Source organism: Amycolatopsis mediterranei (genome assembly GCF_026017845.1).
GTDB lineage: Bacteria > Actinomycetota > Actinomycetes > Mycobacteriales > Pseudonocardiaceae > Amycolatopsis > Amycolatopsis mediterranei.
In genome coordinates this window covers 9,442,912-9,465,151 of record NZ_CP100416.1, presented here as the reverse complement: position 1 = coordinate 9,465,151, position 22,240 = coordinate 9,442,912, and the positions used below count along the sequence as shown (strand labels likewise).

The window sequence follows — 22,240 nt, the reverse complement described above, 5'->3', positions numbered from 1 at the left end:
CGCTGAGCACCTCCGAAGATGCCGTTCCCCTGCCGGCACGGTGTTCTTGAACCATGCGCGCATCGCACGGGGCCCGGTATTTCGTCTTCGACCAGCTCGACGAACGCACCCTGCGGTTCCGCCCCGGGGTGAAGTGGGGCGCGCCGGCGCCGGACGTGCTCCCGGCGTCCATCGCGGACATGGACTTCCCGGTCGCCGAGCCGATTTTGGCTTCTCTGCGGGGATATCTCGACCTGGGTGACCTCGGCTATCCGAATTGGACGGACAACGCGAGTCCGTTGCGCGAAGCCTTCGCCCAGCGGATGAAGGCCCGCTACGACTGGTTTCCCGCCGCGGAGCACGTCCGCGAGTTCACCGACGTCACCCACGCCGTGCGGACGGCACTGGAACTGAGCACCGCACCGGGGGACGGCGTCGCGATCCACACCCCGGCGTTCGGGCCGTTCCCGGCGATGATGAGGCAGCTGGGCCTGCGGATGGTCCCGATCCCGATGCTCGACACCCCGAAGGGCTGGGTGTTCGACGCCGAGGACTTCGCCCGCCGCGTCGCGCGCGAAGGGTGCCGGGCGCTGATCCTGGTCAACCCGCACAACCCGACCGGCCGCGTGTTCACCCGGGCCGAGCTGCTCGCGCTCGCCGAGGTCGCCGAACGCCACGACCTGACGGTGATCTCCGACGACCTGCACGCCGATCTGACCTACGCACCCCACCGCCACGTGCCGTTCGCGTCGATCGGCTCCGCGCTGGAAGCCCGGACCGTGACGCTGTACGGCGCGAGCAAGGCCTACAACCTCGCCGGCATGCGCTGCGCGGTCGGCCACGTGGGACCGGTGGCACTGCGGGAAAAGCTCGCCGCGCTGCCGGCCGGGCCGAACGTCAACGTGCTCGGCATGCGCGCGAGCCTCGCCGCCTGGACCGAGGCCTCCGGCTGGCTGGACACCGTGGTCGGCTACCTCGACGACAACCGGCGGCTCATCGCCGGCATGCTCGCCGACCGGCTGCCGGAAGTCCGCTACCACGTGCCGCAAGGGACGTACCTGGCCTGGCTGGACTGCCGGGAACTCGGCTGCGGTGACAACCCCGCCGGGTACTTCCTGGAGCAGGCCCGGGTCGAGCTGGCCGCGGGCACCAAGTACAACCCCGGCGGCGACGGCTTCGTGCGCCTCAACTTCGGCACCCCGACCCCGGTGCTGCGCGCGATCCTCGACCGGATGACCGACTCGGTCGCGACACCGCAACGACTGGCGAGCTGAAGGGAACCCGGCATGACAGACCGACCGCTCGGCCAGTTCTGCGGCCTGGCGCGGGCATTCGAGATCATCGGCTCACGGTGGTCGGTGCTCGTCGTCCGGGACCTGATCCTGGGCCCGAAGCGCTTCGCCGAGCTGCACGAGACGCTGCCGCGGGTCACCGCGGAGATCCTGGAGCGCCGGCTCGGCGACCTCGTCGAGGACGGCGTGGTCCGGCTCGGCGCGTCCGGCGCCTACGAGCTGACCGACTACGGCCGGGCGCTGGAGCCGGTCCTGATCGAGCTCGGCCTGTGGGGCGCGCGCTCGCTCGGCGATCCTCGCCCCGGCGACCTCTTCTCACTGGACATCGCCATCCTCGCGCTGCGCTCGACGTTCCGCCCCGACCGCGCCCGCGGCGTCCGGGCGAGCTTCGAGGTGCGCTTCGGGGAACTGGTCGTCGGCGCGCGCGTCGACGACGGTGTGCTCACGGTCGAGGAAGGCGAGCTCCCCGGCGCCGACCTCGTCATCGAGACGCCGTTGCTCAGGCAGCTGATGGCCGGCGAGCTGAGCCCGACCGACGCGCTGTGGCTCGGCCTGGTCGAGGCGAAGGGCGACCCCGGCATGATCGCGACGTTCGTCCGGCTCTTCCACATCCCGGCGGCTCCCGAGGCACCAGCGGAAAGGATCGGCTCGTGATCGAGGACTGGAACGGCATCGCAGACCCGCGGCTCGTCGCGGAGAGGATGCTCGAGGGCTTCGCCGATCTCCCGGTCCTCGACTGCGGCCCGATCGCGGGCGGCCGGGGCCGGCTGCGCGCGATCTACGGCATGACCACGACCGAGTCGAGCTTCAAGTCGATCCTCGGGTTCGGGATCCTGCTGCTCGCCTACGAAGCCGGGCTGCTCGAGCCCGGCCAGACGGTGATCGAGTCGACGTCGGGCTCACTCGGCGTCAGCCTGGCGCTGGCCGGGAAGATCCTCGGCAACCCGATCGAGCTCGTCACCGACCCGAACATCCCGGCGATCACCCGGCGCAAGATCGAGCTGCTCGGCGCCAAGCTGCACATCGTCAGCGGCCCGCACCCCACCGGCGGCACCCAGCAGTCCCGCGTGGAGCTCCTCGAGGCGCTGTTGCGGGAGCGTCCCGGCATGCACTGGACCGACCAGAACAACTCGGACCTCAACCCGGCGGTGTACCGCCGCTGGCTGGTGCCGAGCGTCACGCCGAAGCTCGACCTGGACTGGATCGACGCGGCGATCTTCGTCGTCGGCACCGGCGGCCACTTCGTCGGCCTGTCGGAAATGCTGCGCAGCAAGGGAATCCCGTGCTACGTGGCGGACCGGGTCGGCTCGGCGACGTTCGGCCTCGAGCCCGGACCGAGCGTCCTGCGCGGCATCGGCAACATGAACTGCGTGCCGAAGGTGATCGGGTCCGCCATGCACCTGGTGGAGGACGTGTACTACTCGGACGACGAGGAAGCGGCCGCGGGCGTGCGCGAACTCGCCGGCCGCGGCATCTACGCGGGCGGCACGTCGGGCATCGCGCTGCAGGGGGCGGTCAAGCTGGTCGAGGCCACCGGCGCGCGCAACATCCTGACGTTCTTCCCGGACCGCGGTGACCTCTACGGCGACCAGTTCCTCGGCGCGTCCCCGGAGAGCGAGCTGGTGCGGGTCGGCGCCTAGGACGCCGTGCGCCGAACGAATGACGCGGCAGGGGCGCGAGCCGACGCCGTGCCGGTTCCCGCCTGCACCGTGATTGCTACCCGCCGGTAACTTATCCTCGGCGTATCGAAAAGCGCATACGTGCCGGCAACGCCGCGCTCCCTTGACTGGGTGGCATGAGCGAACCGGCACTCGGGATGACGATCTACGGGTGTGCACCCGACGAAGCCGTGCTGTTCCGGGAGATGGCGCCGGGCTTCGGGGTGACACCGACCATCACCGGTGCGGCGGTGTCCGAGGCCAACGCCGCACTGGCGGCCGGTAACCGGTGCGTCAGCGTCGGGCACAAGACGCCGCTCACCCGGAGAACTCTTCTCGCGCTCAGCCGGGTCGGCGTCACCTACGTCTCCACGAGGAGCGTCGGCTACGACCACATCGACGTCGGATACGCCCGGAGCGTCGGCATTTCCGTCGGGAACGTCGCCTATTCGCCGGACAGCGTGGCCGACTACACGCTGATGCTGATGTTGATGCTCGTGCGGGACGCCAAGTCCGTCATCCGCCGCGCGGAGGAGCACGACTACCGGCTGAACGACGTGCGCGGGAAAGAGCTGCGCGATCTGACCGTCGGGGTGGTCGGGACCGGACGCATCGGTTCCGCCGTCGTCGGCCGGTTGCGCGGGTTCGGGGCTCGGGTGGTGGCTCACGACTGCTGTCCCCAGGCCGGCCTCGACTACGTCGAACTCGACGAACTGCTGCGGCTGAGCGACATCGTCACGCTCCACACGCCACTCGACGCCGGAACGCACCACCTCCTGGACCGACGGCGGCTCGAGCGGATGAAGCCCGGAGCGTTCGTCGTCAACACCGGGCGAGGCCCCCTTCTCGACACCGAGGCGCTCGTCGCGGCACTGGAAAACGGCAGGCTGGGCGGCGCCGCGCTGGACGTCCTCGAAGGGGAAGAAGGCGTCTTCTACGCCGACTGCCGCGATCGGCCCGTCGACAGCGACCTGCTGGTGCGGCTGCAGAAGCTGCCGAACGTGCTGATCAGCCCGCACACCGCGTACTACACCGACCACGCGCTCGGCGACACCGTCGAAAACTCCATCATCAACTGCTTGAACTTCGAAAGCGGGAAGCGGCATGAATAGGCTCAAGGTCGGGATCATCTTCGGGGGCGCCTCCGAGGAACACCCCGTCTCGGTGAAATCCGCGCAAGAGGTCGCGCGGCACCTCGACACCGGGAAGTACGAACCGTTCTGGATCGGGATCACGAAGGACGGCGCCTGGAAACTCGGTGACGGCCCGGGCGAAAGCTGGGAAGCCGGGCGGACGGTCGTGCTGTCGCCGGACCGGAGCGTGCCGGGCTTGCTGGTCCTCGAAGACGGCAAGTACGAGACGATCGGCCTGGACGTGGTGCTGCCCGTGCTGCACGGCAAGCTCGGCGAGGACGGCGCGATGCAGGGCCTGCTGGAGCTTTCCGGGATCCCGTACGCGGGCTGCGACGTCCCGAGTTCCGCGCTGTGCATGGACAAATCCCTCGCTTACGTCGTCGCCGCGAGCGCGGGCATCGCGACGCCGAAATTCCGGACCGTCCTGGCGGGCGACGACGCCGGCGCGTTCACCTATCCCGTCTTCGTGAAGCCGGCGCGCTCGGGTTCTTCCTTCGGCGTCAGCAAGGTTTCCGGCCGGGAAGAACTGGCCGCCGCGATCAGCACCGCGGCGCAGTACGACGCGAAGGTGCTGATCGAAGAGGCCGTCGTCGGCAGCGAGGTCGGGTGCGCCGTTCTGGGGAACGGCCGCGAGCTGTTCGCCGGAGAGGTCGACCGGATCGCCCTCTCCCACGGCTTTTTCCGGATCCACCAGGAAGAGCAGCCCGAAAGCGGCTCCGAGAACTCGACGCCCATCGTGCCCGCCGACGTTCCGGCAGAGACCCGGGCGCGAGTCCAGCAGACGGCGAAGGCCATCTACCGCGCTCTGGGATGCAAAGGGCTGGCACGGGTCGACATGTTCCTCACCGACGACGGCACGGTGGTCCTCAACGAGGTCAACACCCTGCCCGGCTTGACGTCGTACAGCCGCTACCCCCGGATGATGGCGGCCGCCGGCGTGCCGCTGTCCGCGCTGATCGACCGGCTCGTTTCCCTGGCCATGACCGGGGCCGCCCGGTGAACGACGACTTCGTCTTCGTGGACCAGCTGGTGCCCGGCATCCGCTGGGACGCCAAGTACGCCACCTGGGACAACTTCACCGGCAAACCGGTGGACGGGTACCTCGTCAACCGGATCGTCGGCACGAGGACCTTGTGCGCCGCGTTGGGCGAAGCGCAGGAGAAGGCCGCGTCCCTCGGCTTCGGGCTCGTGCTGTGGGACGGCTACCGGCCGCAGCGCGCCGTGGACAGCTTCCTGCGCTGGGTGGACCAGCCCGAGGACGGCCGGACGAAGCTGTGGCACTACCCGAACATCGACCGGGCCGCGATGTTCGCCAAGGGGTACGTGGCGGCCAAGTCGGGCCACAGCCGGGGCAGCACCGTCGACCTGACCCTCTACCACCTCGTCACCGGGGAGCTCGCGGCGATGGGTGGCGGCCACGATCTGATGGACGAGATCTCGCACCACGGCGCACGGGGGATCTCGCGCCTCGAAGCGGGGAACCGCCGCTACCTCCGGTCCATCATGGAGGATTGCGGATTCGCTTCGTACGAGCGGGAATGGTGGCACTACGGCTTGAAGGACGAGCCCTACCCGGACACGTACTTCGACTTCCCGGTCGCGTAGCCGAGGGAGATGGGCAGCCGGACGGTGACGCGGAGACCGCCCGCCGGCCGCGGGGCGAGGGTGAGCGTCCCGTCGTGGGCCTGGGTGATGCTCTTGACGATGGCCAGGCCGAGGCCGACGCCCGCCTGGTCGGTGCGGATGCGCTCGGTGCCGCGCTGGAAGGGCTCGGCGAGGGTGGCGACCAGGGACCGGGCGAGGTGCTCGCCGGTGTTCTCGACGGTGAGCACCACGGTCCCGGGCTCGATACCGGTCGTCACCCACACCGCGCCCCGCTCGGGCAGGTTGTGGACGATCGCGTTGTGCACCAGGTTCGTCGCCAGCTGCAGCAGGAGGGCCGGCGAGCCGAGGGCGGGCGCGGCCTCGCCGGATGTCTCGACGGTGACACCCCGCTTCTCGGCGAAGAGCAGGAGCGTTTCGGCGGCTTCTTCCGCGACCAGGGACAGGTCGACGCGGTCACGGCTGAAGGCCCGTTGTTCGGCGCGGCTGAGCAGCAGCAGGGCTTCGGTGAGTTCGATCGCCCGGGCGTTGACGACGCGGAGGCGTTCGTCGAGTTCGCCGGTGGTGCGCTCGGGATCGTTGCGGGCGACGTCGAGGAGGCTTTGGGTGATCGCCAGCGGGGTGCGCAGTTCGTGGGACGCGTTGGCGGCGAACCTCCGCTGCTCGGTGACGTGCGCCTCGAGCCGCGCGAGCATGGTGTCGAAGGCGTCGGCGAGCTCACGGAATTCGTCGGTGCGGCCGGGCAGCCGGATGCGGTGGGACAGCGAGCCGGTGGCCGCGACCCGGGTGGCGTCGGTGATGCGGGTCAGCGGCGCGAGCATCCGGCCGGCGAGGACCCACCCGCCCAGCAGCCCGAACACCAGCAGGAAGACGATCACGACGGCCATGAACGGGACGAAGGCGCGGACCAGGCGCGAGCGGTCGATCCAGAAGTTGCCCTCGGTGATGATCCAGCCGTCGGGCAGGAAGTACAGGTAGAAGGCCAGCACCGCGCCCATCAGCAGGATGCCCGCGAGCATGACGAAGCCGGCATAGCTGAGGGTGAGTTTGAGGCGCGCGCTCAACCCCCGTTCCCTATCCACGGTGCTCGCCCCCGGTGTCGATGCGGTAGCCGACGCCGGGCACGGTCGCGATGATCCCGGGTTCGCCGAGCCGTTTGCGCAGCACGGAAACCGTGATGCGCACGGCGTTGGTGAACGGGTCCGCGTTCTCGTCCCACGCCCGTTCCAGCAGTTCTTCGGCGCTGATCACCCCGCCTCCGGCCGCCACGAGGACTTCGAGCACGGCGAACTGCTTGCGCGTCAGGGCCACGTACCGGCCGTCGCGGTAGACCTCCCGGCGGAACGGATCCAGACGTAACCCGGCGATTTCGTGCACCGGGGGCCGGTTGTGCGCACGCCGCCGGTCCAGCGCCCGGAGCCGGAGCACGAGTTCCCGGAGTTCGAACGGCTTCGTGAGGTAGTCGTCGGCGCCGAGCCCGAACCCGGTGGCCTTGTCGTCGAGCCGGTCGGCGGCGGTGAGCATGAGGATCGGCATCCCGCTGCCGGAGGCGACGATCTGCCGGGCGATTTCGTCACCGGACGGGCCGGGGATGTCGCGGTCCAGGACGGCGATGTCGTAGGTGTTGACGCTCAGCAGTTCCAGCGCGGTGTCGCCGTCTCCGGCGGTGTCCGCCGCGATGGCCTCCAGCCGGAGGCCGTCGCGGATGGCGTCGGCCAGGTAGGGCTCGTCCTCGACGATCAAGACACGCACCTTCCCGATGCTACGAGCGGGCGCCTATCGGCCGCATATCGGAAACCGCGTACGTGCCGGCAACACCGCGCCGCCTTGACTGGCCGTCATGACCTCCAGCCAACGCACGTCCCTCGGCCGGGGACACGGCGCCGTGCCGGACGGCCTGCCGGTCTTCGACGACGAGTCCCCGGCCGTGGCCAACCTCGATCCCGAGCTGCTCGACGCCCTGCGCCGGGCCGCGGCGGACGCCGCGGCCGACGGGGTGGCGTTCGTCGTCAACGGCGGCTGGCGGTCCTGGGCGTACCAGGAACAGCTCCGGCGGCAGGGGATCGCGAAGTACGGCTCGGAAGCGGAAGCGGCCCGCTGGGTGACCACCGCGGACAAGTCCGCGCACGTGCGGGGACAGGCGGTCGACGTCGGCCCGACGGCGGCCCGGAAGTGGCTGGCCGAACACGGTGCCCGGTACGGGCTGTGCCAGATCTACCGCAACGAACCGTGGCACTACGAACTGCGGCCCGAAGCCGTCGAACACGGTTGCCCGCCCCTGTACGCCGATCCGTCGCAGGACCCGCGGACGCGGTGATCAGGCGAAGTCCGCCGCGTGGTCACGCGCCCATTCCGCGAGCGTGCGGGCGGGCCGGCCGGTCAGCTCTTGCACGGTCGGCCGCACCACGTCGGGCGTCTCGACCGTGTCCGACCAGTAGTGCAGAAGCATCGAGACGATGTCGTCGCCGACGCCGTAGGAGCGCATTTCGGTGCGGAACTCGTCCGGCGTGGTCTCGGTGAAGTGCAGCTCCCGGCCGATGGCCGCGCCGATCGCGGCGAGCTGCTCGATCCTGGTCAGCGCCTGCGGGCCGGTCATGGGGTAGTGCCGGCCGGCGTGGCCCGGCTCGGTGAGCGCCACCGCGGCGACGGCGGCGATGTCGGCTTCGTGGATCGGGGCCTGCGCGGACGTCGGGTACGGCCCGCGGACGCCGCCGGTGAACCGGATCGGCCGGGCCCAGGACAGCAGGTTGCCGGCGAACGTGCCGGGCCGCAGGATCGTCCAGGACGCCCCGCTGTCGCGGACGGCGTCCTCGATCGCGGAATGGTGCACCTGGCTGGCCGAACCGCGGTCACGCTCGTGTTCGAGAGCGGCGGCGAGCGAGGAGAGCAGCACCAGGTGCGCGGGCGCCGCCGCCTTGGCGAAGCCGCCCACCTCCGCGGCCGGGAAGACGAACACGCTGTCGACGTCGTCGAACAGGCCGTCAGGCGGCGGCGAGGCCAGATCGCCGGCGACGAGCTCGACGTCGGCAGGCAGGCCGGCCGCTTCGGGGGAGCGGGTCAGCGCTCGCACGCGGTGGCCGCCGGCGAGCAGTTCGCCGACCAGGTGGCGGCCGACGGTGCCGGTGGCGCCGGTGACGAGGACGGTCTTCTTGGTGGTGGTCATGCCGTCGATGGTGGCGGGTATTGCGGCAAGATCCTTTCCGCAATAGGAGGCCGGTGCCGAATCCGCTTCCCGCCTGCCTTGCACGGACGATCCCCCGGGGTGGGCCGCGCGAGCCTCGGGCTAGGCCGGGTCGCGGTACCGGTGCAGCAGGGTGTTGAAATTCCGCAGCTTCTCGATGGCGTCTTCGGAGACCGGGTCCGGGTGAAAGTGCATCACGCTGTTGCGGATCCGCCTGATCTTCTCGAGGCGGGCGACGAACGCCTGCCGGTCCAGCGGCCACCCGAGCCGTTCCCAGATGTCCTTGTTCTCCAGGATCCGCTGGTAGTCGCCGAAGGCCAGCTGGTCGAAGCTCGTGACCGCCCGGCCGCACAGCGGCTGGATCGTCGGGAGGTCGAGGGCGCACCGAAGGATCCAGCGGAGCGTCTGGTCGAGCTCGCCGAGCTGGAAGAACGGGGTGGCCATCTCGCCGTAGCGCCGCGCGACGTCTGCCGTCGTGACGATGCCCATCACGGCTTTGCTTTCGTCCGTGACGAGCACGAACTCCCGCTGCTGCAGGGTGGGCAGGACGTCGAAGAGGTCGCGGTCGTAGGCGACGACCTCGGCGCGGACGATCGCGTCGGCGACGGCGGCGCCGGGTTTCCGGTGCATGGCCTGGGCGATCGAGCGCCACGTCACGGCCCCGCGGACGTTGCGCGGGCCGCTGAGCACGGCAAGCTGCGAGAAGTCGTTGAGGAGCATCTCGGTGATCGCTGCTTCGAGCGAGCTGTTGGGCCCGACGAACGTCACGCCGTCGAGCGGCGTCAGGTTGCCCACCGTCAGGCGGACGTTCAGGTCGTCGCCACCCTCGTCGTCTTCGGCGGCCGGCAGGGGGTCGGGTGTCGCCGGCCCCTCCGTTTCGTCGGGGGGCGTTGTCAAGGTGACCTCGGTGTCGAGCGTGACCGCGCGGAAGCCGGGTGACGTCACCAGCCCGTGATTGGCCAGATCCGCTTCGATCTGGCTGATCTGGTCGCCGCGATCTGCGACGCCCCACAGCTTCAGCAGTTCGCGGACGGTGATGCGCTCCGGATCACCCTGGTCGGCGCGGGTCCTGGCCTGGCGCAAGCGCTCGTGGACGCGCTGCGGCGCCCGATCTTCGGTCTGCGGGCTCGCGGTCGAGATCGCTTGGTCGAGGAACTCCTGGCGCACCGAATCCAGCAGGCGCTTCTCGTCCACCACCACCCAGGCCCGCCATCCGTCGACCGCGCGCATCCCGGCGGCCACCATCGCCGCGCGGGAGGGCGACCGGAACTCCTCGCCGTCGGGTTCGAGCCGGATCCGGCCGGTGCCGGTGACGGTCGCGTCGAAGGTCGCACCGATGCGCTTGCGCTTGAACCTGAGTTTCGCCCCGGCCTTGAGCAGGCCGGCGTCCAGCAGGTCCGGCACCGTGACGCGGCGGCCGCCGATCAGGTACATCGAACGGCCCTCGCCGGTCACCACTTCCGCAGCCCGGCGAACTTGCGCCGGGCGCCGATGGCCTGCTTGAGCACCCGTCGCTTCAGTTCCGTCCGGCTCAGGCGGTCCACCCGGGTGAGCTGCAGCTCGGCGGCGACGGCGAGCAGGCTCTCCCGATCGAGGTGCTGGGCCTCCAGGTAGGAAGCGCCTTCCTCTTCGGTTTCGATTTCCCGCAGGCGCGTGGCGATGGCGGCCGCGTCGACGCCGGGACTTGCGACGACCGGCGGCGGCGCCGGTGGAGTGGCGACCGGCTGCGGAGCAGGAGGTGCCGGTGCGGTGCCGACTGGCTGTGGATCAGCAGACGCCGGCGGCGGCTCGGCAGGAGGCGCCTCGGAGCCGTGGCCGGTGAGGAGGTCGATGAGCTTGGGCTTCGTGAGCTTGCTGTACGGGCCCAACCCGCGGTCCTTGGCCATTGCCTTCAGTTTCTCCACCGTCAACTTCCACAGACCTTCTCGCGTCTGGGGAAGCTCGGCCGCACCGTCGACAGTCAATTGGGCCGTCCCGTCGAGGATCGCTTCCAGCGTGGCCTCATCCTGCTCTGCCAGGAACTCGTAAACCCGCGCCTGCAAGGCAGCGAGCCGCTTGAGGTCGTTCATCGGCGATTACCGGAGAGTGAAAGGGCGCCGAGGACCTCGTCGGCGAGCTCGTCGAACTCCCGCACGACTTCGTCGCGGCCGGTAGTGCGCAACATTGCCGGCACGCCACTCTCCCCGGCGTCCCCGAAGTGCTTGGTGCTGTTGCGAATGTGGCTCTTCAGCACCGGAACCTGGGAGTTCGCCTGCACTTCCTCGAAGTAGCGGTGCTGGGCGGCCGTCAGCTGCTGGGAGTAGATCTGCACCATGGTGAACACCACGCCGAGGAAATCCGGTTCGATCGGCTCGTGCTCGCGGCCGCCGCCCTTGTGGTGGACGAAGTCGTTGAACTGCTGCACCAGTCCGGTGCAGTTGCCCACCAGGTAGTCCAGCCCCAGGGTGGACAGGTAGTCGGCCTTGGCCGGGACGAGGATCCGCTCGCTCGCGACGATCGCGGTCTTGGTGACGAGGCCGAAGTTCGGGGCGCAGTCGATGAGGACCAGGTCGTACTCGGCGAAGAAGCTGTCTTCCAGGGCCTGGCGCAGGCAACCGTGCAGGTCCAGGAACCGCCGCTTCGAGCCGTCGAGGGTGGTCGTTCCGCCGAGCAGGGCGGCGAGTTCGAGATCGATGTCGATGAGGCCGAGGTGGGACGAGATCAGGTCGAGCCGGCCGCCGGTGCCGTAGAGGACGTCGTTCACTCGTTCCGGTGACACGACGAGCTGGGGCAGCGGGATGTCCCGACCGGGCATCTCGGCGCCGTACCACTGTTTGATCGTGCGGTTGTCCGCCAGCCGCTCGTGCCAGTCGTCGATCGAGAAGAACGAGAACGTCAGGTTGGTCTGCGGGTCGAGGTCGAGGAGGAGGACCCGCAGCCCGCGGCTCGCGGCCACCGCCCCGAGGTTCGCGGTCAGGGTCGTCTTGCCCACGCCGCCCTTGTAGTTCATGACCGCAACGACCCGCATGCGCACTCCCCGGTGGTCTCGTGCCTGCGGCCTGTTTGTAGTACGCGGGCGGGCGGACCGGCATGGATCGCCGCCAACTGTCCGGAAACTGTCCAAGATCTGCCCGGGTCAGCGGGGAACCGCCGTCATCGGGAGGCTGTCGGGATAAGCGGCAGAAGTGAACTTCACCCGGACCGGCTTGCCCGCCACCGGGACCAGCCGCCAGCAGGCGGCCACCGTCGCCACCGTGATGACGATTTCGTTCTGCGCGAAGCGGTTCCCGATGCACTGCCGGTTGCCCGCCCCGAACGGGACGAACGCGCCCTTCGGGATCGCTTCCACCCGGTCCGGGGCCCAGCGGTCCGGGTCGAACCGGTCCGGGTCGGCGAACGACGTGGGGTCGTGGTGCAGCGCGTGCGGGCTGACGATCACCTCGGCGCCCTCCGGCAGACGGGTACCGCCTAAATCGACTTCGGTGAGGGTGCGGCGCATCAGCATCCACAGCGGGTACTGCCGCAGCACCTCGTCGACCACCTGCCGGACGTAGGTCAGCCGGGGGAGGTCGTCGATGGTGACCGGGCGGCCGTCCAGTACCTCGTCGAGCTCGGTGTGCACCCGCGCCTCGATGTCCGGGTGCCGGCCGAGTTCGTGGAACGTCCAGGCCAGGGCCAGCGCCGTCGTCTCGATGCCGGCGGTGAGCAGGGTCAGCACCTCGTCCCGCGCCTGCTCGTCGGTCATGCCGGCCAGCAGCAACGTCGACAGCAGGTCGCCGCGGTCGGTGCCGTCGCGCCGCCAGTCGTGGATCACCTCGATGACGATCGCCTGCATCCGGGCGATCGCCTCGTCGAACCGGCGGTTCCCGGGCACCGGGAGCTTTTCGACGAACTTGGGCGACAACGCGCGAATCATTCCCTGCTGGATGATCACGTAAATCGAGCGGCGGGCTTCGGCGATCGCCGCTTTTCCCAGTTCGGTGGAAAACAGCGCTTCGCCGACGATCGTCACCGCGAGGCTCTGCAGGTCGTCGTCGATCTGCCGCACCTCGCCGGCTCGCCACGAGCCGCTCATCTCCGCCGCCGCGCGTCGCATGATCTCCGCGTACGCGGTCAGGCGGTCGCGGTGGAACGCCGGTTGCATCAGCCGGCGCTGCCGCAGGTGGAACTCGCCGTTCGAAAGCACCAAGCCATTTCCGACGAACGGCCGGAACTTGTCGAACATGGCGCCCTTGCGGAACTTCGGACCCTCGTTGACCAGCACTTCGTGGACCAATCGCGGGCTCGCGACGAAGTAGACGGGTGCCGGACCGAGATAGAGCTTGACGATCTCGCCGTGCGCGGGCAATGCGTCGGTGAATGCGAAGCGTTGCCGGAGGAGCGCCGGAGTGTGCCCGAGAAATGGCCACCGGCCCGGGGCGACCGGGACGCTCATGCGTACTCCCCGCTGCGCCATTGTGCGGATTTCCCAAGGAGACGGCTTACGGTAGGCGCGTCCGGTCGAACGGGACAGTGCCCGATCGGGTGGTGTGGGCTCACGCGGATGGCCCAGTAGCCGGGCCGCGGGGAATCGCTAAGCTCTTTCCGGTCCGACTGAACTGAGAAGGTGTTGTTCGTGACACGATCACCGGAATGGGCTCCACCGGGTATCGAAATCCCCGTGCCTGCCATCGCGTGCGCTGCCCGGGGGATCTCGCGAACGCGCCTCGAGGTTTTCGCGCTTTCCGCCGGATTCGATATCGTCGAAGCCGGATCGGCCGGCCGCGCCGCGACGAACGCCGGAATCGGCCGCAAGATCTGATGCGGGCCTCCTCCATGCCGATGATCGAACCCCAGCCGGATCAGCCCGCCGCATCCGATGCGGAGCGCGGGCGGACCCGGCTCGCCCGGAAATGGGCGTACCTGCTCAGCGGCGTGACCGTCGTGTCGCTGAGCCGGGAGGAACTCGACGTCGAGCTCGGCGGCCTGCTGGGCGTGCTCTGCGATTGGCTGCACCGCGGCGATTCCCCGCACCGCAGCGATTCTGCGCACCGCGCGTCCCCGGACCTGACCCCGGCCGAGCGGATCGGCACGCGGCTGGTCGCCCTCGGCTACGTCGGCGAGCCCGGGCTGCGGTGCACGCTCGAGGTCCTCGGGAAAGGCCTGCCCGCGCTGCCCGAATTCCGGGCGGTGGAGGGTGCCGCCGATCGCGTTGTCGCGGCGCTGGGCGCGCTGTCCTGCGGTTTCCTGCTCGCGCACGAACGCAGTGTCCTCGACCAGCAGGAGATCATGCACCTGTCGCTGCTCAAGGCGGTGCGGGACGCCCAGTGGAACCTGAAGCAGAGCGAAGCGCGCTTCGAAGAAGTGGTGACGTCGTCGGCGAGCGGGATCGCCGTCGTCGCGCTCGACGGCCGGATCGTGCGGGCCAACGCGGCGCTGGCCGAGATGCTCGGGCACCCGGTCGGCGAGCTGGCCGGCTCGGTGCTGTACGACGTCGTCCACCCCGAATCCGTCGAGGTCCTCCGCGACGCGATGATGGCGCTCCTGGACGGCGGCAAGGAGCGGATCCGGCAGTCGGAGCGGCTGCTGCGCCGGGACGGCGACGTCGTCCGCATCTCGCTCACCGCCTCGCTGCTGCGCGACGCCGAAGACCGGCCCTCCCACTTCGTCGTCGTGATCGAGGACGGCACCGAGCTGATGCTGCTGCAGGGCGAGCTCAGCCGCCAGGCGCTGCACGACGTCCTCACCGGGCTGCCGAACCGCCAGTACTTCGGCACCCACCTGGAGACGGCGCTGCGGCGCGCCGATCCGGCTTACGGCGTCACGCTGTTCCACGTCGACCTCGACGCGTTCGGCATGGTCTGCAACAGCCTCGGCCGCCGCGTCGGCGAGCAGCTGCTGGTGCACTTCGCGCAGCGGCTCAGGGCGGTGATGGCCCGCGAAAAAGCCATGATCGCGCGGTTCCACAGCGACGAGTTCGGCATCCTGGTCGAGAACACCGAGTCGACGCCGGACATCGACGCCATCGTGCGCGCGATCAACGACGAGCTCGCCGAGCCGTTCTTCGTCGACGGGCACGGGCTCGCGCTGTCGGCCAGCGCCGGGGTGGTGCACCGGCCGGCGAAGGGCATCGACCCGGTGGAACTGCTGCGCCAGGCGGACCAGACGCTGTGGCGCGCCAAGGATCGGCGCCGCGGTCAGTGGCGGATGTTCGACCGGGAGGCCGACGCCCACGACCGGCGGACGCAGGCGCGGGCCGTCGGCATGGCCGGCGCCTGGGAACACGGCGAGATCGGCGTGCGGTACCGGCCGATGGCGCGGCTGGCGGACGGCGAAGCCGCCGGCGTCGAAGCCCGCCTGCACTGGAACCGGCCGGACGACACGGCGCTTTCGCACGAGTGCTGCGTGGAACTCGCCGAGTCGACCGGGCTCGTGCTGCCGCTCGGCGACTGGGTGCTGCGCGCGGCCGGCCGGCAGGGCGAATGGTGGCGGCAGCGCGCGGGGTTCGGCCTCCCGATGGTCGCCGCCCTGACCGGGCACCAGGTGTCGGACGACGCGCTCGGCACCCGCGTGACGCGGCTGCTGCGCGACACCGGCCTCCCGCCCGGGCAGCTGATGCTCGGCGTCCCGGCCGGGGCGCTGCCGGTGTCCGGCGTCATCGAGAACGTCACCGCGCTGGCCGACCTCGGCGTGCACGTCATGCTCGACGACTTCGGGCTGGGGCCCGACGACCTGCGGGCGATCGAGGACCTGCCGGTGGACATCGTGCGCGTCGACCGGCGGCTCGTGGAGTGGCAGGCGTGGTCGGATTCGACGTTCCTCGGCGCCCTGGTACCGCTGGTCCGGCAGGTCGGCGCGACGCTCGTCGTCGACGGGATCCACACCGAGGACCAGGCGAACTGGTGGCGCACGGCCGGCGCGGAGCTGGCGACCGGCGACTACTTCGGGGTGGCCAGGCCGCCGGCCGAGCTCGCCGGGCAGTTCGCCGGCACCTGAGGCCGCCACCGGGTCAGGCCGACGGCGACCAGGACGACCGCCATGCCGCCGATCACCCGGGGCGTCAGCGATTCGCCGAGGAAGAGCGCGCCGAGCGCGACCGACACGACGGGCAGCAGGTAGCCGACCGTCGCGGCGGCGGTCCGGCCTTCGTCGGACAGGATCCGGTAGTTGAGGTAGAAGGTGATCCCGGTCCCGAACACACCGAGGATCGTCACCGCGACGACGCCGGCGACCCCGGAGTCGACGGTGCGTTCCGCGATGCCGAACAGCGCGAACGGCAGGGCGTTGCAGAAGAACGCCGCGACGATCAGCCGGGCCCAGGTCCGGCCGTCCCGGGGCAGCCGCTGCCGGGCCGCGAAGGCCATGGCCAAGAGCGTCAGCGCGCCGAGGGCGCACCGGACGAGGGTGAGGTGGACGGGGCTCAGCCCGGTCAGGGCCAGCTTGATCCAGAGGAAGCCCGACCCCCACAGCAGGGCCAGCACCACTACGCGCGCCGAGGCGCCCCGTCCACCGTTCATGAGAGCAACGGTGCCGAAGAAGATCTGTCAGGACAAGCGATGAGTTCTGGACGGATCTTTAAGGTTTCCTACAGTGTCTTCGCGCCAAAGCCGGTCGCCGAACAGCGCCAGCGCGGCGGGCAGCAGGACCCCGCGGACGATCGTCGCGTCGAGCAGGATCGCGAACGCCATGCCGAGGCCGAGCATCTTGTACTCGATCGCGGCGAGGCTGAGGAAGACGCTGAACACCCCGGTCATGATCAGCGCGGCGCTCGTCACCACGCCGGAACTGCTCGCGGTGCCCTCGACGATCGCCTGCCGGGCCGGCACTCCCGGCCGCCGCCGTTCGCGGATCCGGCTGAGGATGAACACGTGGTAGTCGGTGCTCAGGCCGAACAGCAGCACGAAGAGGAACATCGGCAACCAGCCGAGCACTCCGCCGTAGGGCGTGAACCCCATCAGTGGGGCCAGAAAGCCGTCCTGGAACACCAGGGTGAGCACGCCGTAGGCCGCGCCGGCCGACAGCAGGTTGAGCAGGAGCGATACCACCGGCACCGCGACCGACCGGAACACCACGAGCAGCAGCACGAACGCGAGCAGCAGGATGAACCCGAAGGTGTACGGCGCCCGGGCGAGCACTTGGGTGGTGAAGTCGTGGGCTTCGGCGGTCCGGCCCGCCACCGCGTAGCCGACTCCGTCGATCCGCCCGACCGTTTGCGGCAGCAGGGTTTCGCGCAACGTCGTGAGCGTGCGGCTCGCCGCTTCGTCGTTGCCGGTGCCGCCGAGCGGGATCCGGACGACGAGCGCCTGGTCCACCGGGACGACGACGGCCGGCCGCGGGACTTCCGCGGTGAGTTCGCCGATCGCCCGGCGCAGCGCGGGCGTGTCGACCGGGCCACCGCCGGTGTTCCAGAGGACGACGTGCGCGGGCATGGTGAGGCCGGGAAACGCTTCCTGGACGCGCACGGCCGCATCGATCACCGGGATGCTGCGCGGCAGGCTTTCGGTCGGAGCCGGGTCCTGCAGCCGCATGCCCAGCGCCGGCAGGGTGAGCAGCACCAGCAACGCGGTGGCGAGCCCGCTCCAGAGCGCGGGCCGCCGGGTGACGACGGTTGCCACGGTGGCCCAGAACTCCGAGCGCGTCCGGCGGCGGCCCAGCCACGGGATGCGGCCGCGGTCGAGGCGGGAGCCGAGCAGGGAAAGCGTCGCGGGCAGCACCGTCATCGCCGCCAGGACGGCCAGGCCGACGACGAGGATCGTGCCCACGGTCAGGCCGCGGAGGTTGTCGAGGCCGGTGAACAGCAGGCCGGTCACGCAGAGCACGACGGTCAGCCCCGACACGGCGATCACGTGCCCCGACGTCCGCGCCGCGATCCGGATCGACTCGTCGACGCCGTGGGCGCGTTCCTCGCGGACCCGGCGCAGGAAGAACAGCGAGTAGTCGACGCCGACCGCCATGCCGATCAGCAGGGTGATCGCGGAAGTCGCGCTGTTGACCGGGATCCAGTTGTCCACAACGGACAGGAAGCCGAAGGTGGCGAACACCGCGGTGCCCGCCAGCAGGACCGGGACCGCCGCGGCGACCAGCGAGCCGAACACGACCAGCAGGATCAGCACGGTGATCGGCAGCGAGCGGGCTTCAGACCGCCCGATGTCCTCCTTGATGCTCTTGTCGACCGCGCCGGACACGGTGAGGTCGCCGGCTTGGGCCAGCCGGACGCCGGTGTGCCGGGCGGCGACGGTGTCCACCGCGGCCGTCGCCTTCGCCAGGCGCGCCCGGATTTCCGCTCCGGTGCCGGTGATCCGGAAGGTGACCAGGCCCGAGCGTCCGTCGGCGGACACCTGGGCGGGATCCTCGAGCGGGGAGCGGACGTCCGCGGCGGCGCCCGACGTCGTCAGCGTGGTCACCAGGTCGGCCGTGGCCGCCCGGGACAGGGGCTGGACGAGGACGTTCTCCCAGAAGGGTTCGCGGGTGTGCTGGCGGTCGAGGACGGCTTGGCCGGTACCGGCGTCGCCGGCGGGGCTCGATCGCGCGTCGGTGCCGGGGGCGAACGTGCCGACGGCCCAGGCCAGCGCGACGAGCGCCAGCCAGCCGAGGATCGCGGCGGCGCGGTGCCGCAGCGACCAGTTCGTGACGGTTTCGACCACCGGCCCCCGCCGGTGAGCCGGGGTGCCTGCAGGCAGCATGAACTAAAGTCCTTCCGTGAAGGAGTGATCCGATGAGAGCTCGCCTTCGGGCGAGGTGGTTGCTTCTTCTTCCTGGGCCGCCGAGTTGCCGCTCGGCGGTCCAGGGCCTCAGGTCAGTCGACCTCCTTGAGCACGTGTTCGATGGACCGCAGGCGGTCCTGGACGTCCCGCAGCTGCCGTTCGGTTTCCTCCTGCGTCCGGACGGCTTTCTCGGCCAGCGACCGGTATTCGCTTTCGCGGGCGAGCGCGGCCTTGGCGCGCCAGGTCGAGGCCAGCTGCACGATCGCGATCGACAGCACGACGGTGATCAGGACGAAGACCCCGGTCACGCCGATGATCTCCTGCCACTGGTGCCAGTTCATTTCCGTCCCTCCTCGCCGGCCCCCTGGACGGAGTCCGGTGTGGTCAGCGTCGGCGCGGCGGCCGCGATCGTCTCCGGCGTCAGCACGACGGAGAACGGCGTGAGCTCGTAGAACCGCAGCGTCTTGCCGTCCTCGCCGACTTCGGAGCTGGCGGTGACCAGGCCCGCGGCTTCGAGCTTGCGCAAGTGGACCTGCAGCAGCGCGCGGCTGATCCGCAGCTCGCGCGCCAGCTTGCTGACGTAGGTGCGTTCCGCGTGCAGGGCCGCGACGATCCGCAGCCGGTGCGGGTTGCCGAGGGCGCCCAGCTGCCGCAGGAGCTCGTCGCCGGTCGTCCACATGCAAACAAAAGTTAGCAGGTGGCGGCCGGCGGCGCCATCGGGGTGATCCCGGAGATCACATCGGGTGTTCCAGCCAGACGTTCGGCTCGACGTAAGTCGCGGTGTCGTAGGCGGTCGACGCGTAGACCGGCGCGATACCGCCCGGGACGAAGTTCTCGCCGTCCTGGAGCTTCACGCCCGTCCAGTCGTGCCAGTCGGCCAAGGATCCCGCCAGTGTCACCGCGAACGGGCACACCTTCACCACGCGCGCGCCGAGCCGCTCGTGGGTGCGCAGCCAGCGGTCGGCCGACAGTCCGTCGGGACGGCGGCGGGCCGCGTACTCCGGCATCGGCACCGCCGGCTCGGCCTCCTTGCCGATCGGGCGGACCGAGACGATCAGCTTGCGCAGGCCCGTTTCCGCCGCCCGCGCCTTCACCGCCTTCAGCATCGGGGCCGAGAGGCCGGTGCCCCGCAGGTGCGGTGCGATCACGACTTCCAGCGCGCACAACGCGTTCGGCGCGCGGCCGTCCATGACTTCCTGGGCCGCCCACTCGATCGCCTGGTCCCAGCCGTGGTCCGGCAGCTCGGTGCGGTCCGGGGCCGGGTAGGCCAGCGGGACCGCGAGGGCGCGGGCCATCGGCGTGCCGTCGTCGTCCAGCGCGATCAGGAAGTAACGCGCCCAGTGACGCAGGAACCGCTCGCCGGTGATCATCCGGCCGCTCGCGCCCTGGTAGATGAACTGGCCGCCGACGTCGCCGAGGTCCAGTGCGGCGTCGAGGAGGTCGGGGTGGCCGGCAAGATCGACAACGCGCATGCGCTCAGTGAAGCGAAAAGCCCGGGCCGTGGATAGCGGCAACCGGGCGACGCTCAGCGCAGGGCTTTCCGGCGCCGGGTCAGCGCGGCCGGGTCGAGGTTCGCCCGGGTGCCGGCGTCGTGACCGTCGAGGTAGCCGCTGCCGGACAGCCGCCGGGGCGAGGCGGCGCGCAGGTCGCCGTACTCCGAGTCGAACGCGTGCTGCACCATCTGCGCGCGGTCGCGGACCACCAGCTCCGCCGACCGCGCACCGGGCACTGCCGTGCGGACGGCTTCCTGTTCGGCGCGGGAAAGCCGTTCGTGGACCGCGCGGGCGAAGCCGTGCAGCCACGTGCGCCGGTACGCGGCCAGGGATTCGCCGGGGAAGAACCCGCCCGGCCGGACGCGGGTCAGCTGCGTGCTCGCCTGCAGCAGGAGGCTGGTGAACAGCAGCTCCACCCGCGCGAGGTCGGAGCGGAACCCGAACACCGTGACGCTCTCGACCTTCTGGCCGAGGCGGTGCAGCAGCGTCCGGCAGCGCAGCGGGTACGCGACCGAAGTGAGCAGGCTCGCCTTGTCGCGGCTGTACGGGTCGGCGATCGGGATCTTCAGCGTGCCGATCTCGTCGGTGCCGGCCCCGGACGCGGCGAGCATCGCCTGGTCGATGCCGTACCGCGCGACGAGTTCGGCGGCCTTCTGGTTGTACGCCTCGGCTTCCGCCTCGGTGACCGCCGGGTCTTCGGCCTTGGCCAGCAGCTTGCGGATGCGCTCGAGCTGCGGGTCTGACTCGGTCATGCCGAGAGGGTATTCGATCAGGTGTTCGGGCGCGTGGACCGGGTCGGCGTGTCGAGGTACGCGTCGAGCGTGACGGCCAGCGCCGCTTCGGGTGACGGCGCGAAGCTCGCCCCGGCCAGGCCGCCCCACAGCCACAGCTGGGCGAGGCCGTGCAGCGCCGCCCACAGCGACGCGGCGACCAGCCGCAGGTCGGCACCGGACCGTGCGAGCGGCGTCGGCACCGCCGCCACCAGCACGGCGAAGGTGTCGAACACCGCGCTCGCCGCCGCCGAAAGCGCCGGGTCGTCCGGGTCGACCAGGTCGCGGCGGAACATCAGCTCGAACATCGCCGGGTTGGTCAGTGCGAAGTCGAGATAGCTGTGGCAGGCCGCGGTGAGCCGCTCGCGCGGGGACGTTTCCGGCAGCGTCTTCCGGCGGGCGAGCAGGTCGGCGTACCCGCGGGTCGCGACGGCGGACAGCAGCTCCGCGCGGCCGGAGAAGTGCCGCAGCGGTGCGCCGTGCGAGACCCCGGCGGCCTTGGCGATCCCGCGCAGCGTGACCGCGCCGACGCCTTCGACGGCGAGCAGTTCCGCCGCCGTCGTGATCAGGCGTTGCCGGGTGCCCACGCCTCGTCCAGTGCCATCGGGAGCAGGTCCGGGCGCTTGGGGAAGAAGCCGTCGCCGGGCTGGCGGCCGATCAGCCGGTTGCGCGTGCGGGTGGCGGCGACCGGCAGGACCTCCCGGAGCAGCCACTGCAGATCGGCGCGCCGGCTGCCGGGCGCCGCGGTACCGGGCAGCGGCGCGAGCCAGGCGGGGTCGTGGTCGAGGCCGAGCCGGGCGAGGACGTAGGCGGCGAGCCGGCGGTGGCCGTGGGCGGACAGGTGCAGCCGGTCGGCGCCGAAGTAGCGCGAATCGGTGACGGCCTGGTCCGGCCACAGGTCGATGAGCTGGGCCCCGTAGCTGACGGCGGCTTCGCGGATGGCCTCGTTGAGCGCGACGATCCGCGGCCGCATCCGGCTGCCGAGCGGCATCCGGCGGGAGACGTCGCTGAGGGTGAAGGTGACGACCACGGGCGAGATCTCGGTGCAGGCGCGGATGGCGGCGTCGACCCGCCGGGCGACGGTCCGGGCGTCCCAGCCGCGGCTCATGACGTCGTTGCCGCCGCCGAAGAGGGCGATCAGGTCGGGGGCCAGCCGGGTGGCCGCCGGGAGCTGCTCGGGCACGATCTGGTCGAGCCGGCGCCCGCGGACGGCGAGGTTGGCGTAGCGGAAGCCCGGCTCGCCTTCGGCCAGGCGCGCGGCGACGAAGTCGGCCCAGCCGCGGTAGTGCCGCTGATCCGGGTACGGGTCGTCGAGGCCTTCGGCGCAGCTGTCGCCGACGACGACGAAACGGTGGTAGCTCATCCCGATCTCCGTAACCCGTGGTTCACCTTGTGGACACTGTCTATCAAACTTCTGTAGACGGTGTCTACTTCGGTTGCTTCGGGGTCACCCGAGCTCCCGGACGGCCA

The 22,240-nt window shown here is 70.6% G+C and carries 24 protein-coding genes; 9 read left to right on the top strand and 15 right to left on the bottom strand.

The features are described from left to right. The first annotated feature begins 53 nt into the window (after positions 1 to 53). The 6 genes from ISP_RS42840 (at position 54) to vanX (ending at position 5,667) form a co-directional block, all read left to right on the top strand. On the top strand, positions 54 to 1,253 hold the full coding sequence (locus tag ISP_RS42840) for a MalY/PatB family protein (protein WP_013230022.1): 1,200 nt from the start codon (positions 54 to 56) through the stop codon (positions 1,251 to 1,253). Positions 1,254 to 1,265: 12 nt separating this feature from the next. Beyond that, complete coding sequence (locus ISP_RS42835; protein WP_013230021.1) at positions 1,266 to 1,925, top strand: winged helix-turn-helix transcriptional regulator; 660 nt, start codon at positions 1,266 to 1,268, stop codon at positions 1,923 to 1,925. Further along, positions 1,922 to 2,911, top strand: coding sequence for a PLP-dependent cysteine synthase family protein (locus tag ISP_RS42830; protein WP_013230020.1), 990 nt, complete (start codon positions 1,922 to 1,924; stop codon positions 2,909 to 2,911). Before ISP_RS42835 ends, ISP_RS42830 begins: the two co-directional genes overlap by 4 nt. Before the next feature lie 155 nt (positions 2,912 to 3,066). Further along, positions 3,067 to 4,041, top strand: coding sequence for a D-isomer specific 2-hydroxyacid dehydrogenase family protein (locus ISP_RS42825; RefSeq protein ID WP_014467765.1), 975 nt, complete (start codon positions 3,067 to 3,069; stop codon positions 4,039 to 4,041). Further along, positions 4,034 to 5,062: a D-alanine--(R)-lactate ligase gene (gene vanA, locus ISP_RS42820; RefSeq protein ID WP_013230018.1), complete on the top strand. Its 1,029-nt coding sequence runs from the start codon at positions 4,034 to 4,036 to the stop codon at positions 5,060 to 5,062. Before ISP_RS42825 ends, vanA begins: the two co-directional genes overlap by 8 nt. After that, complete coding sequence (vanX, locus tag ISP_RS42815; protein ID WP_013230017.1) at positions 5,059 to 5,667, top strand: D-Ala-D-Ala dipeptidase VanX; 609 nt, start codon at positions 5,059 to 5,061, stop codon at positions 5,665 to 5,667. Before vanA ends, vanX begins: the two co-directional genes overlap by 4 nt. Here vanX and ISP_RS42810 read toward each other — a convergent pair. Further along, the gene (locus ISP_RS42810; RefSeq protein ID WP_013230016.1) at positions 5,631 to 6,728 is read right to left on the bottom strand and encodes a sensor histidine kinase; all 1,098 of its coding nucleotides are present in this window, start codon (positions 6,726 to 6,728) and stop codon (positions 5,631 to 5,633) included. The two genes, vanX and ISP_RS42810, sit on opposite strands and share 37 nt — an antisense overlap. A gap of 10 nt (positions 6,729 to 6,738) precedes the next feature. After that, the gene (locus tag ISP_RS42805; protein ID WP_014467764.1) at positions 6,739 to 7,416 is read right to left on the bottom strand and encodes a response regulator transcription factor; all 678 of its coding nucleotides are present in this window, start codon (positions 7,414 to 7,416) and stop codon (positions 6,739 to 6,741) included. 88 nt (positions 7,417 to 7,504) lie between these two features. Between ISP_RS42805 and ISP_RS42800 the strand changes: the two genes are divergently transcribed. Continuing rightward, on the top strand, positions 7,505 to 7,981 hold the full coding sequence (locus ISP_RS42800) for a D-alanyl-D-alanine carboxypeptidase family protein (RefSeq protein WP_230468612.1): 477 nt from the start codon (positions 7,505 to 7,507) through the stop codon (positions 7,979 to 7,981). On the opposite strand, the gene ISP_RS42795 is transcribed toward ISP_RS42800, so the two are convergent. The 5 genes from ISP_RS42795 to ISP_RS42775 all read right to left on the bottom strand — a co-directional run bounded on the left by ISP_RS42795 (position 7,982) and on the right by ISP_RS42775 (position 13,259). Next, positions 7,982 to 8,827 (bottom strand): NAD(P)H-binding protein, encoded by an 846-nt coding sequence (locus ISP_RS42795; protein WP_013230013.1) that lies wholly within the window; start codon positions 8,825 to 8,827, stop codon positions 7,982 to 7,984. A 120-nt stretch (positions 8,828 to 8,947) separates the two neighbouring features. After that, positions 8,948 to 10,300 (bottom strand): restriction system modified-DNA reader domain-containing protein, encoded by a 1,353-nt coding sequence (locus tag ISP_RS42790; RefSeq protein WP_013230012.1) that lies wholly within the window; start codon positions 10,298 to 10,300, stop codon positions 8,948 to 8,950. Next, the gene (locus tag ISP_RS42785) at positions 10,297 to 10,914 is read right to left on the bottom strand and encodes a hypothetical protein (RefSeq protein ID WP_013230011.1); all 618 of its coding nucleotides are present in this window, start codon (positions 10,912 to 10,914) and stop codon (positions 10,297 to 10,299) included. Before ISP_RS42785 ends, ISP_RS42790 begins: the two co-directional genes overlap by 4 nt. Continuing rightward, positions 10,911 to 11,852: a ParA family protein gene (locus tag ISP_RS42780; protein ID WP_013230010.1), complete on the bottom strand. Its 942-nt coding sequence runs from the start codon at positions 11,850 to 11,852 to the stop codon at positions 10,911 to 10,913. Before ISP_RS42780 ends, ISP_RS42785 begins: the two co-directional genes overlap by 4 nt. 108 nt (positions 11,853 to 11,960) lie before the next feature. After that, positions 11,961 to 13,259: a cytochrome P450 gene (locus ISP_RS42775; RefSeq protein WP_034284065.1), complete on the bottom strand. Its 1,299-nt coding sequence runs from the start codon at positions 13,257 to 13,259 to the stop codon at positions 11,961 to 11,963. 225 nt (positions 13,260 to 13,484) lie between these two features. On the opposite strand from ISP_RS42775, the gene ISP_RS42770 reads away from it, so the two are divergent. Beyond that, on the top strand, positions 13,485 to 13,625 hold the full coding sequence (locus ISP_RS42770; protein WP_161790927.1) for a hypothetical protein: 141 nt from the start codon (positions 13,485 to 13,487) through the stop codon (positions 13,623 to 13,625). A gap of 20 nt (positions 13,626 to 13,645) precedes the next feature. After that, a complete protein-coding gene (locus ISP_RS42765; protein ID WP_230468610.1) occupies positions 13,646 to 15,799 on the top strand; it encodes a putative bifunctional diguanylate cyclase/phosphodiesterase in 2,154 nt (717 codons plus the stop codon). On the opposite strand, the gene ISP_RS42760 is transcribed toward ISP_RS42765, so the two are convergent. The 8 genes from ISP_RS42760 to ISP_RS42725 all read right to left on the bottom strand — a co-directional run bounded on the left by ISP_RS42760 (position 15,742) and on the right by ISP_RS42725 (position 22,133). Then, positions 15,742 to 16,320 (bottom strand): DMT family transporter, encoded by a 579-nt coding sequence (locus ISP_RS42760; protein WP_034284062.1) that lies wholly within the window; start codon positions 16,318 to 16,320, stop codon positions 15,742 to 15,744. The two genes, ISP_RS42765 and ISP_RS42760, sit on opposite strands and share 58 nt — an antisense overlap. 27 nt (positions 16,321 to 16,347) lie before the next feature. Beyond that, positions 16,348 to 18,486 (bottom strand): MMPL family transporter, encoded by a 2,139-nt coding sequence (locus ISP_RS42755; RefSeq protein ID WP_176742195.1) that lies wholly within the window; start codon positions 18,484 to 18,486, stop codon positions 16,348 to 16,350. Positions 18,487 to 18,599: 113 nt separating this feature from the next. After that, complete coding sequence (locus ISP_RS42750; protein ID WP_013230005.1) at positions 18,600 to 18,848, bottom strand: hypothetical protein; 249 nt, start codon at positions 18,846 to 18,848, stop codon at positions 18,600 to 18,602. Then, on the bottom strand, positions 18,845 to 19,186 hold the full coding sequence (locus tag ISP_RS42745; RefSeq protein WP_013230004.1) for an ArsR/SmtB family transcription factor: 342 nt from the start codon (positions 19,184 to 19,186) through the stop codon (positions 18,845 to 18,847). Before ISP_RS42745 ends, ISP_RS42750 begins: the two co-directional genes overlap by 4 nt. A gap of 55 nt (positions 19,187 to 19,241) precedes the next feature. Continuing rightward, entirely contained in the window at positions 19,242 to 19,979 is a 738-nt protein-coding gene (locus tag ISP_RS42740; RefSeq protein WP_013230003.1) for a hypothetical protein, read from the bottom strand. Between the two features lie 53 nt (positions 19,980 to 20,032). After that, positions 20,033 to 20,752 carry a DUF2786 domain-containing protein gene (locus tag ISP_RS42735; protein ID WP_013230002.1) on the bottom strand — a complete coding sequence of 240 codons (720 nt, stop codon included), beginning with the start codon at positions 20,750 to 20,752 and terminating at the stop codon, positions 20,033 to 20,035. A gap of 17 nt (positions 20,753 to 20,769) precedes the next feature. Further along, positions 20,770 to 21,357, bottom strand: coding sequence for a TetR/AcrR family transcriptional regulator (locus ISP_RS42730; protein WP_013230001.1), 588 nt, complete (start codon positions 21,355 to 21,357; stop codon positions 20,770 to 20,772). After that, positions 21,336 to 22,133 carry an SGNH/GDSL hydrolase family protein gene (locus tag ISP_RS42725; RefSeq protein ID WP_013230000.1) on the bottom strand — a complete coding sequence of 266 codons (798 nt, stop codon included), beginning with the start codon at positions 22,131 to 22,133 and terminating at the stop codon, positions 21,336 to 21,338. Before ISP_RS42725 ends, ISP_RS42730 begins: the two co-directional genes overlap by 22 nt. Positions 22,134 to 22,240 lie beyond the last annotated feature (107 nt).

Bases quoted from the DNA above. Each gene is read 5' to 3' on its own strand.
- ISP_RS42840 (WP_013230022.1), top strand. From the start codon at position 54: ATGCGCGCATCGCACGGGGCCCGGTATTTCGTCTTCGACCAGCTCGAC.
- ISP_RS42835 (WP_013230021.1), top strand. From the start codon at position 1,266: ATGACAGACCGACCGCTCGGCCAGTTCTGCGGCCTGGCGCGGGCATTC.
- ISP_RS42825 (WP_014467765.1), top strand. From the start codon at position 3,067: ATGAGCGAACCGGCACTCGGGATGACGATCTACGGGTGTGCACCCGAC.
- vanA (WP_013230018.1), top strand. From the start codon at position 4,034: ATGAATAGGCTCAAGGTCGGGATCATCTTCGGGGGCGCCTCCGAGGAA.
- ISP_RS42800 (WP_230468612.1), top strand. From the start codon at position 7,505: ATGACCTCCAGCCAACGCACGTCCCTCGGCCGGGGACACGGCGCCGTG.
- ISP_RS42795 (WP_013230013.1), bottom strand. From the start codon at position 8,827: ATGACCACCACCAAGAAGACCGTCCTCGTCACCGGCGCCACCGGCACC.
- ISP_RS42785 (WP_013230011.1), bottom strand. From the start codon at position 10,914: ATGAACGACCTCAAGCGGCTCGCTGCCTTGCAGGCGCGGGTTTACGAG.
- ISP_RS42780 (WP_013230010.1), bottom strand. From the start codon at position 11,852: ATGCGGGTCGTTGCGGTCATGAACTACAAGGGCGGCGTGGGCAAGACG.
- ISP_RS42775 (WP_034284065.1), bottom strand. From the start codon at position 13,259: ATGAGCGTCCCGGTCGCCCCGGGCCGGTGGCCATTTCTCGGGCACACT.
- ISP_RS42765 (WP_230468610.1), top strand. From the start codon at position 13,646: ATGATCGAACCCCAGCCGGATCAGCCCGCCGCATCCGATGCGGAGCGC.
- ISP_RS42760 (WP_034284062.1), bottom strand. From the start codon at position 16,320: ATGAACGGTGGACGGGGCGCCTCGGCGCGCGTAGTGGTGCTGGCCCTG.
- ISP_RS42755 (WP_176742195.1), bottom strand. From the start codon at position 18,486: ATGCTGCCTGCAGGCACCCCGGCTCACCGGCGGGGGCCGGTGGTCGAA.
- ISP_RS42750 (WP_013230005.1), bottom strand. From the start codon at position 18,848: ATGAACTGGCACCAGTGGCAGGAGATCATCGGCGTGACCGGGGTCTTC.
- ISP_RS42745 (WP_013230004.1), bottom strand. From the start codon at position 19,186: ATGTGGACGACCGGCGACGAGCTCCTGCGGCAGCTGGGCGCCCTCGGC.
- ISP_RS42740 (WP_013230003.1), bottom strand. From the start codon at position 19,979: ATGCGCGTTGTCGATCTTGCCGGCCACCCCGACCTCCTCGACGCCGCA.
- ISP_RS42735 (WP_013230002.1), bottom strand. From the start codon at position 20,752: ATGACCGAGTCAGACCCGCAGCTCGAGCGCATCCGCAAGCTGCTGGCC.
- ISP_RS42725 (WP_013230000.1), bottom strand. From the start codon at position 22,133: ATGAGCTACCACCGTTTCGTCGTCGTCGGCGACAGCTGCGCCGAAGGC.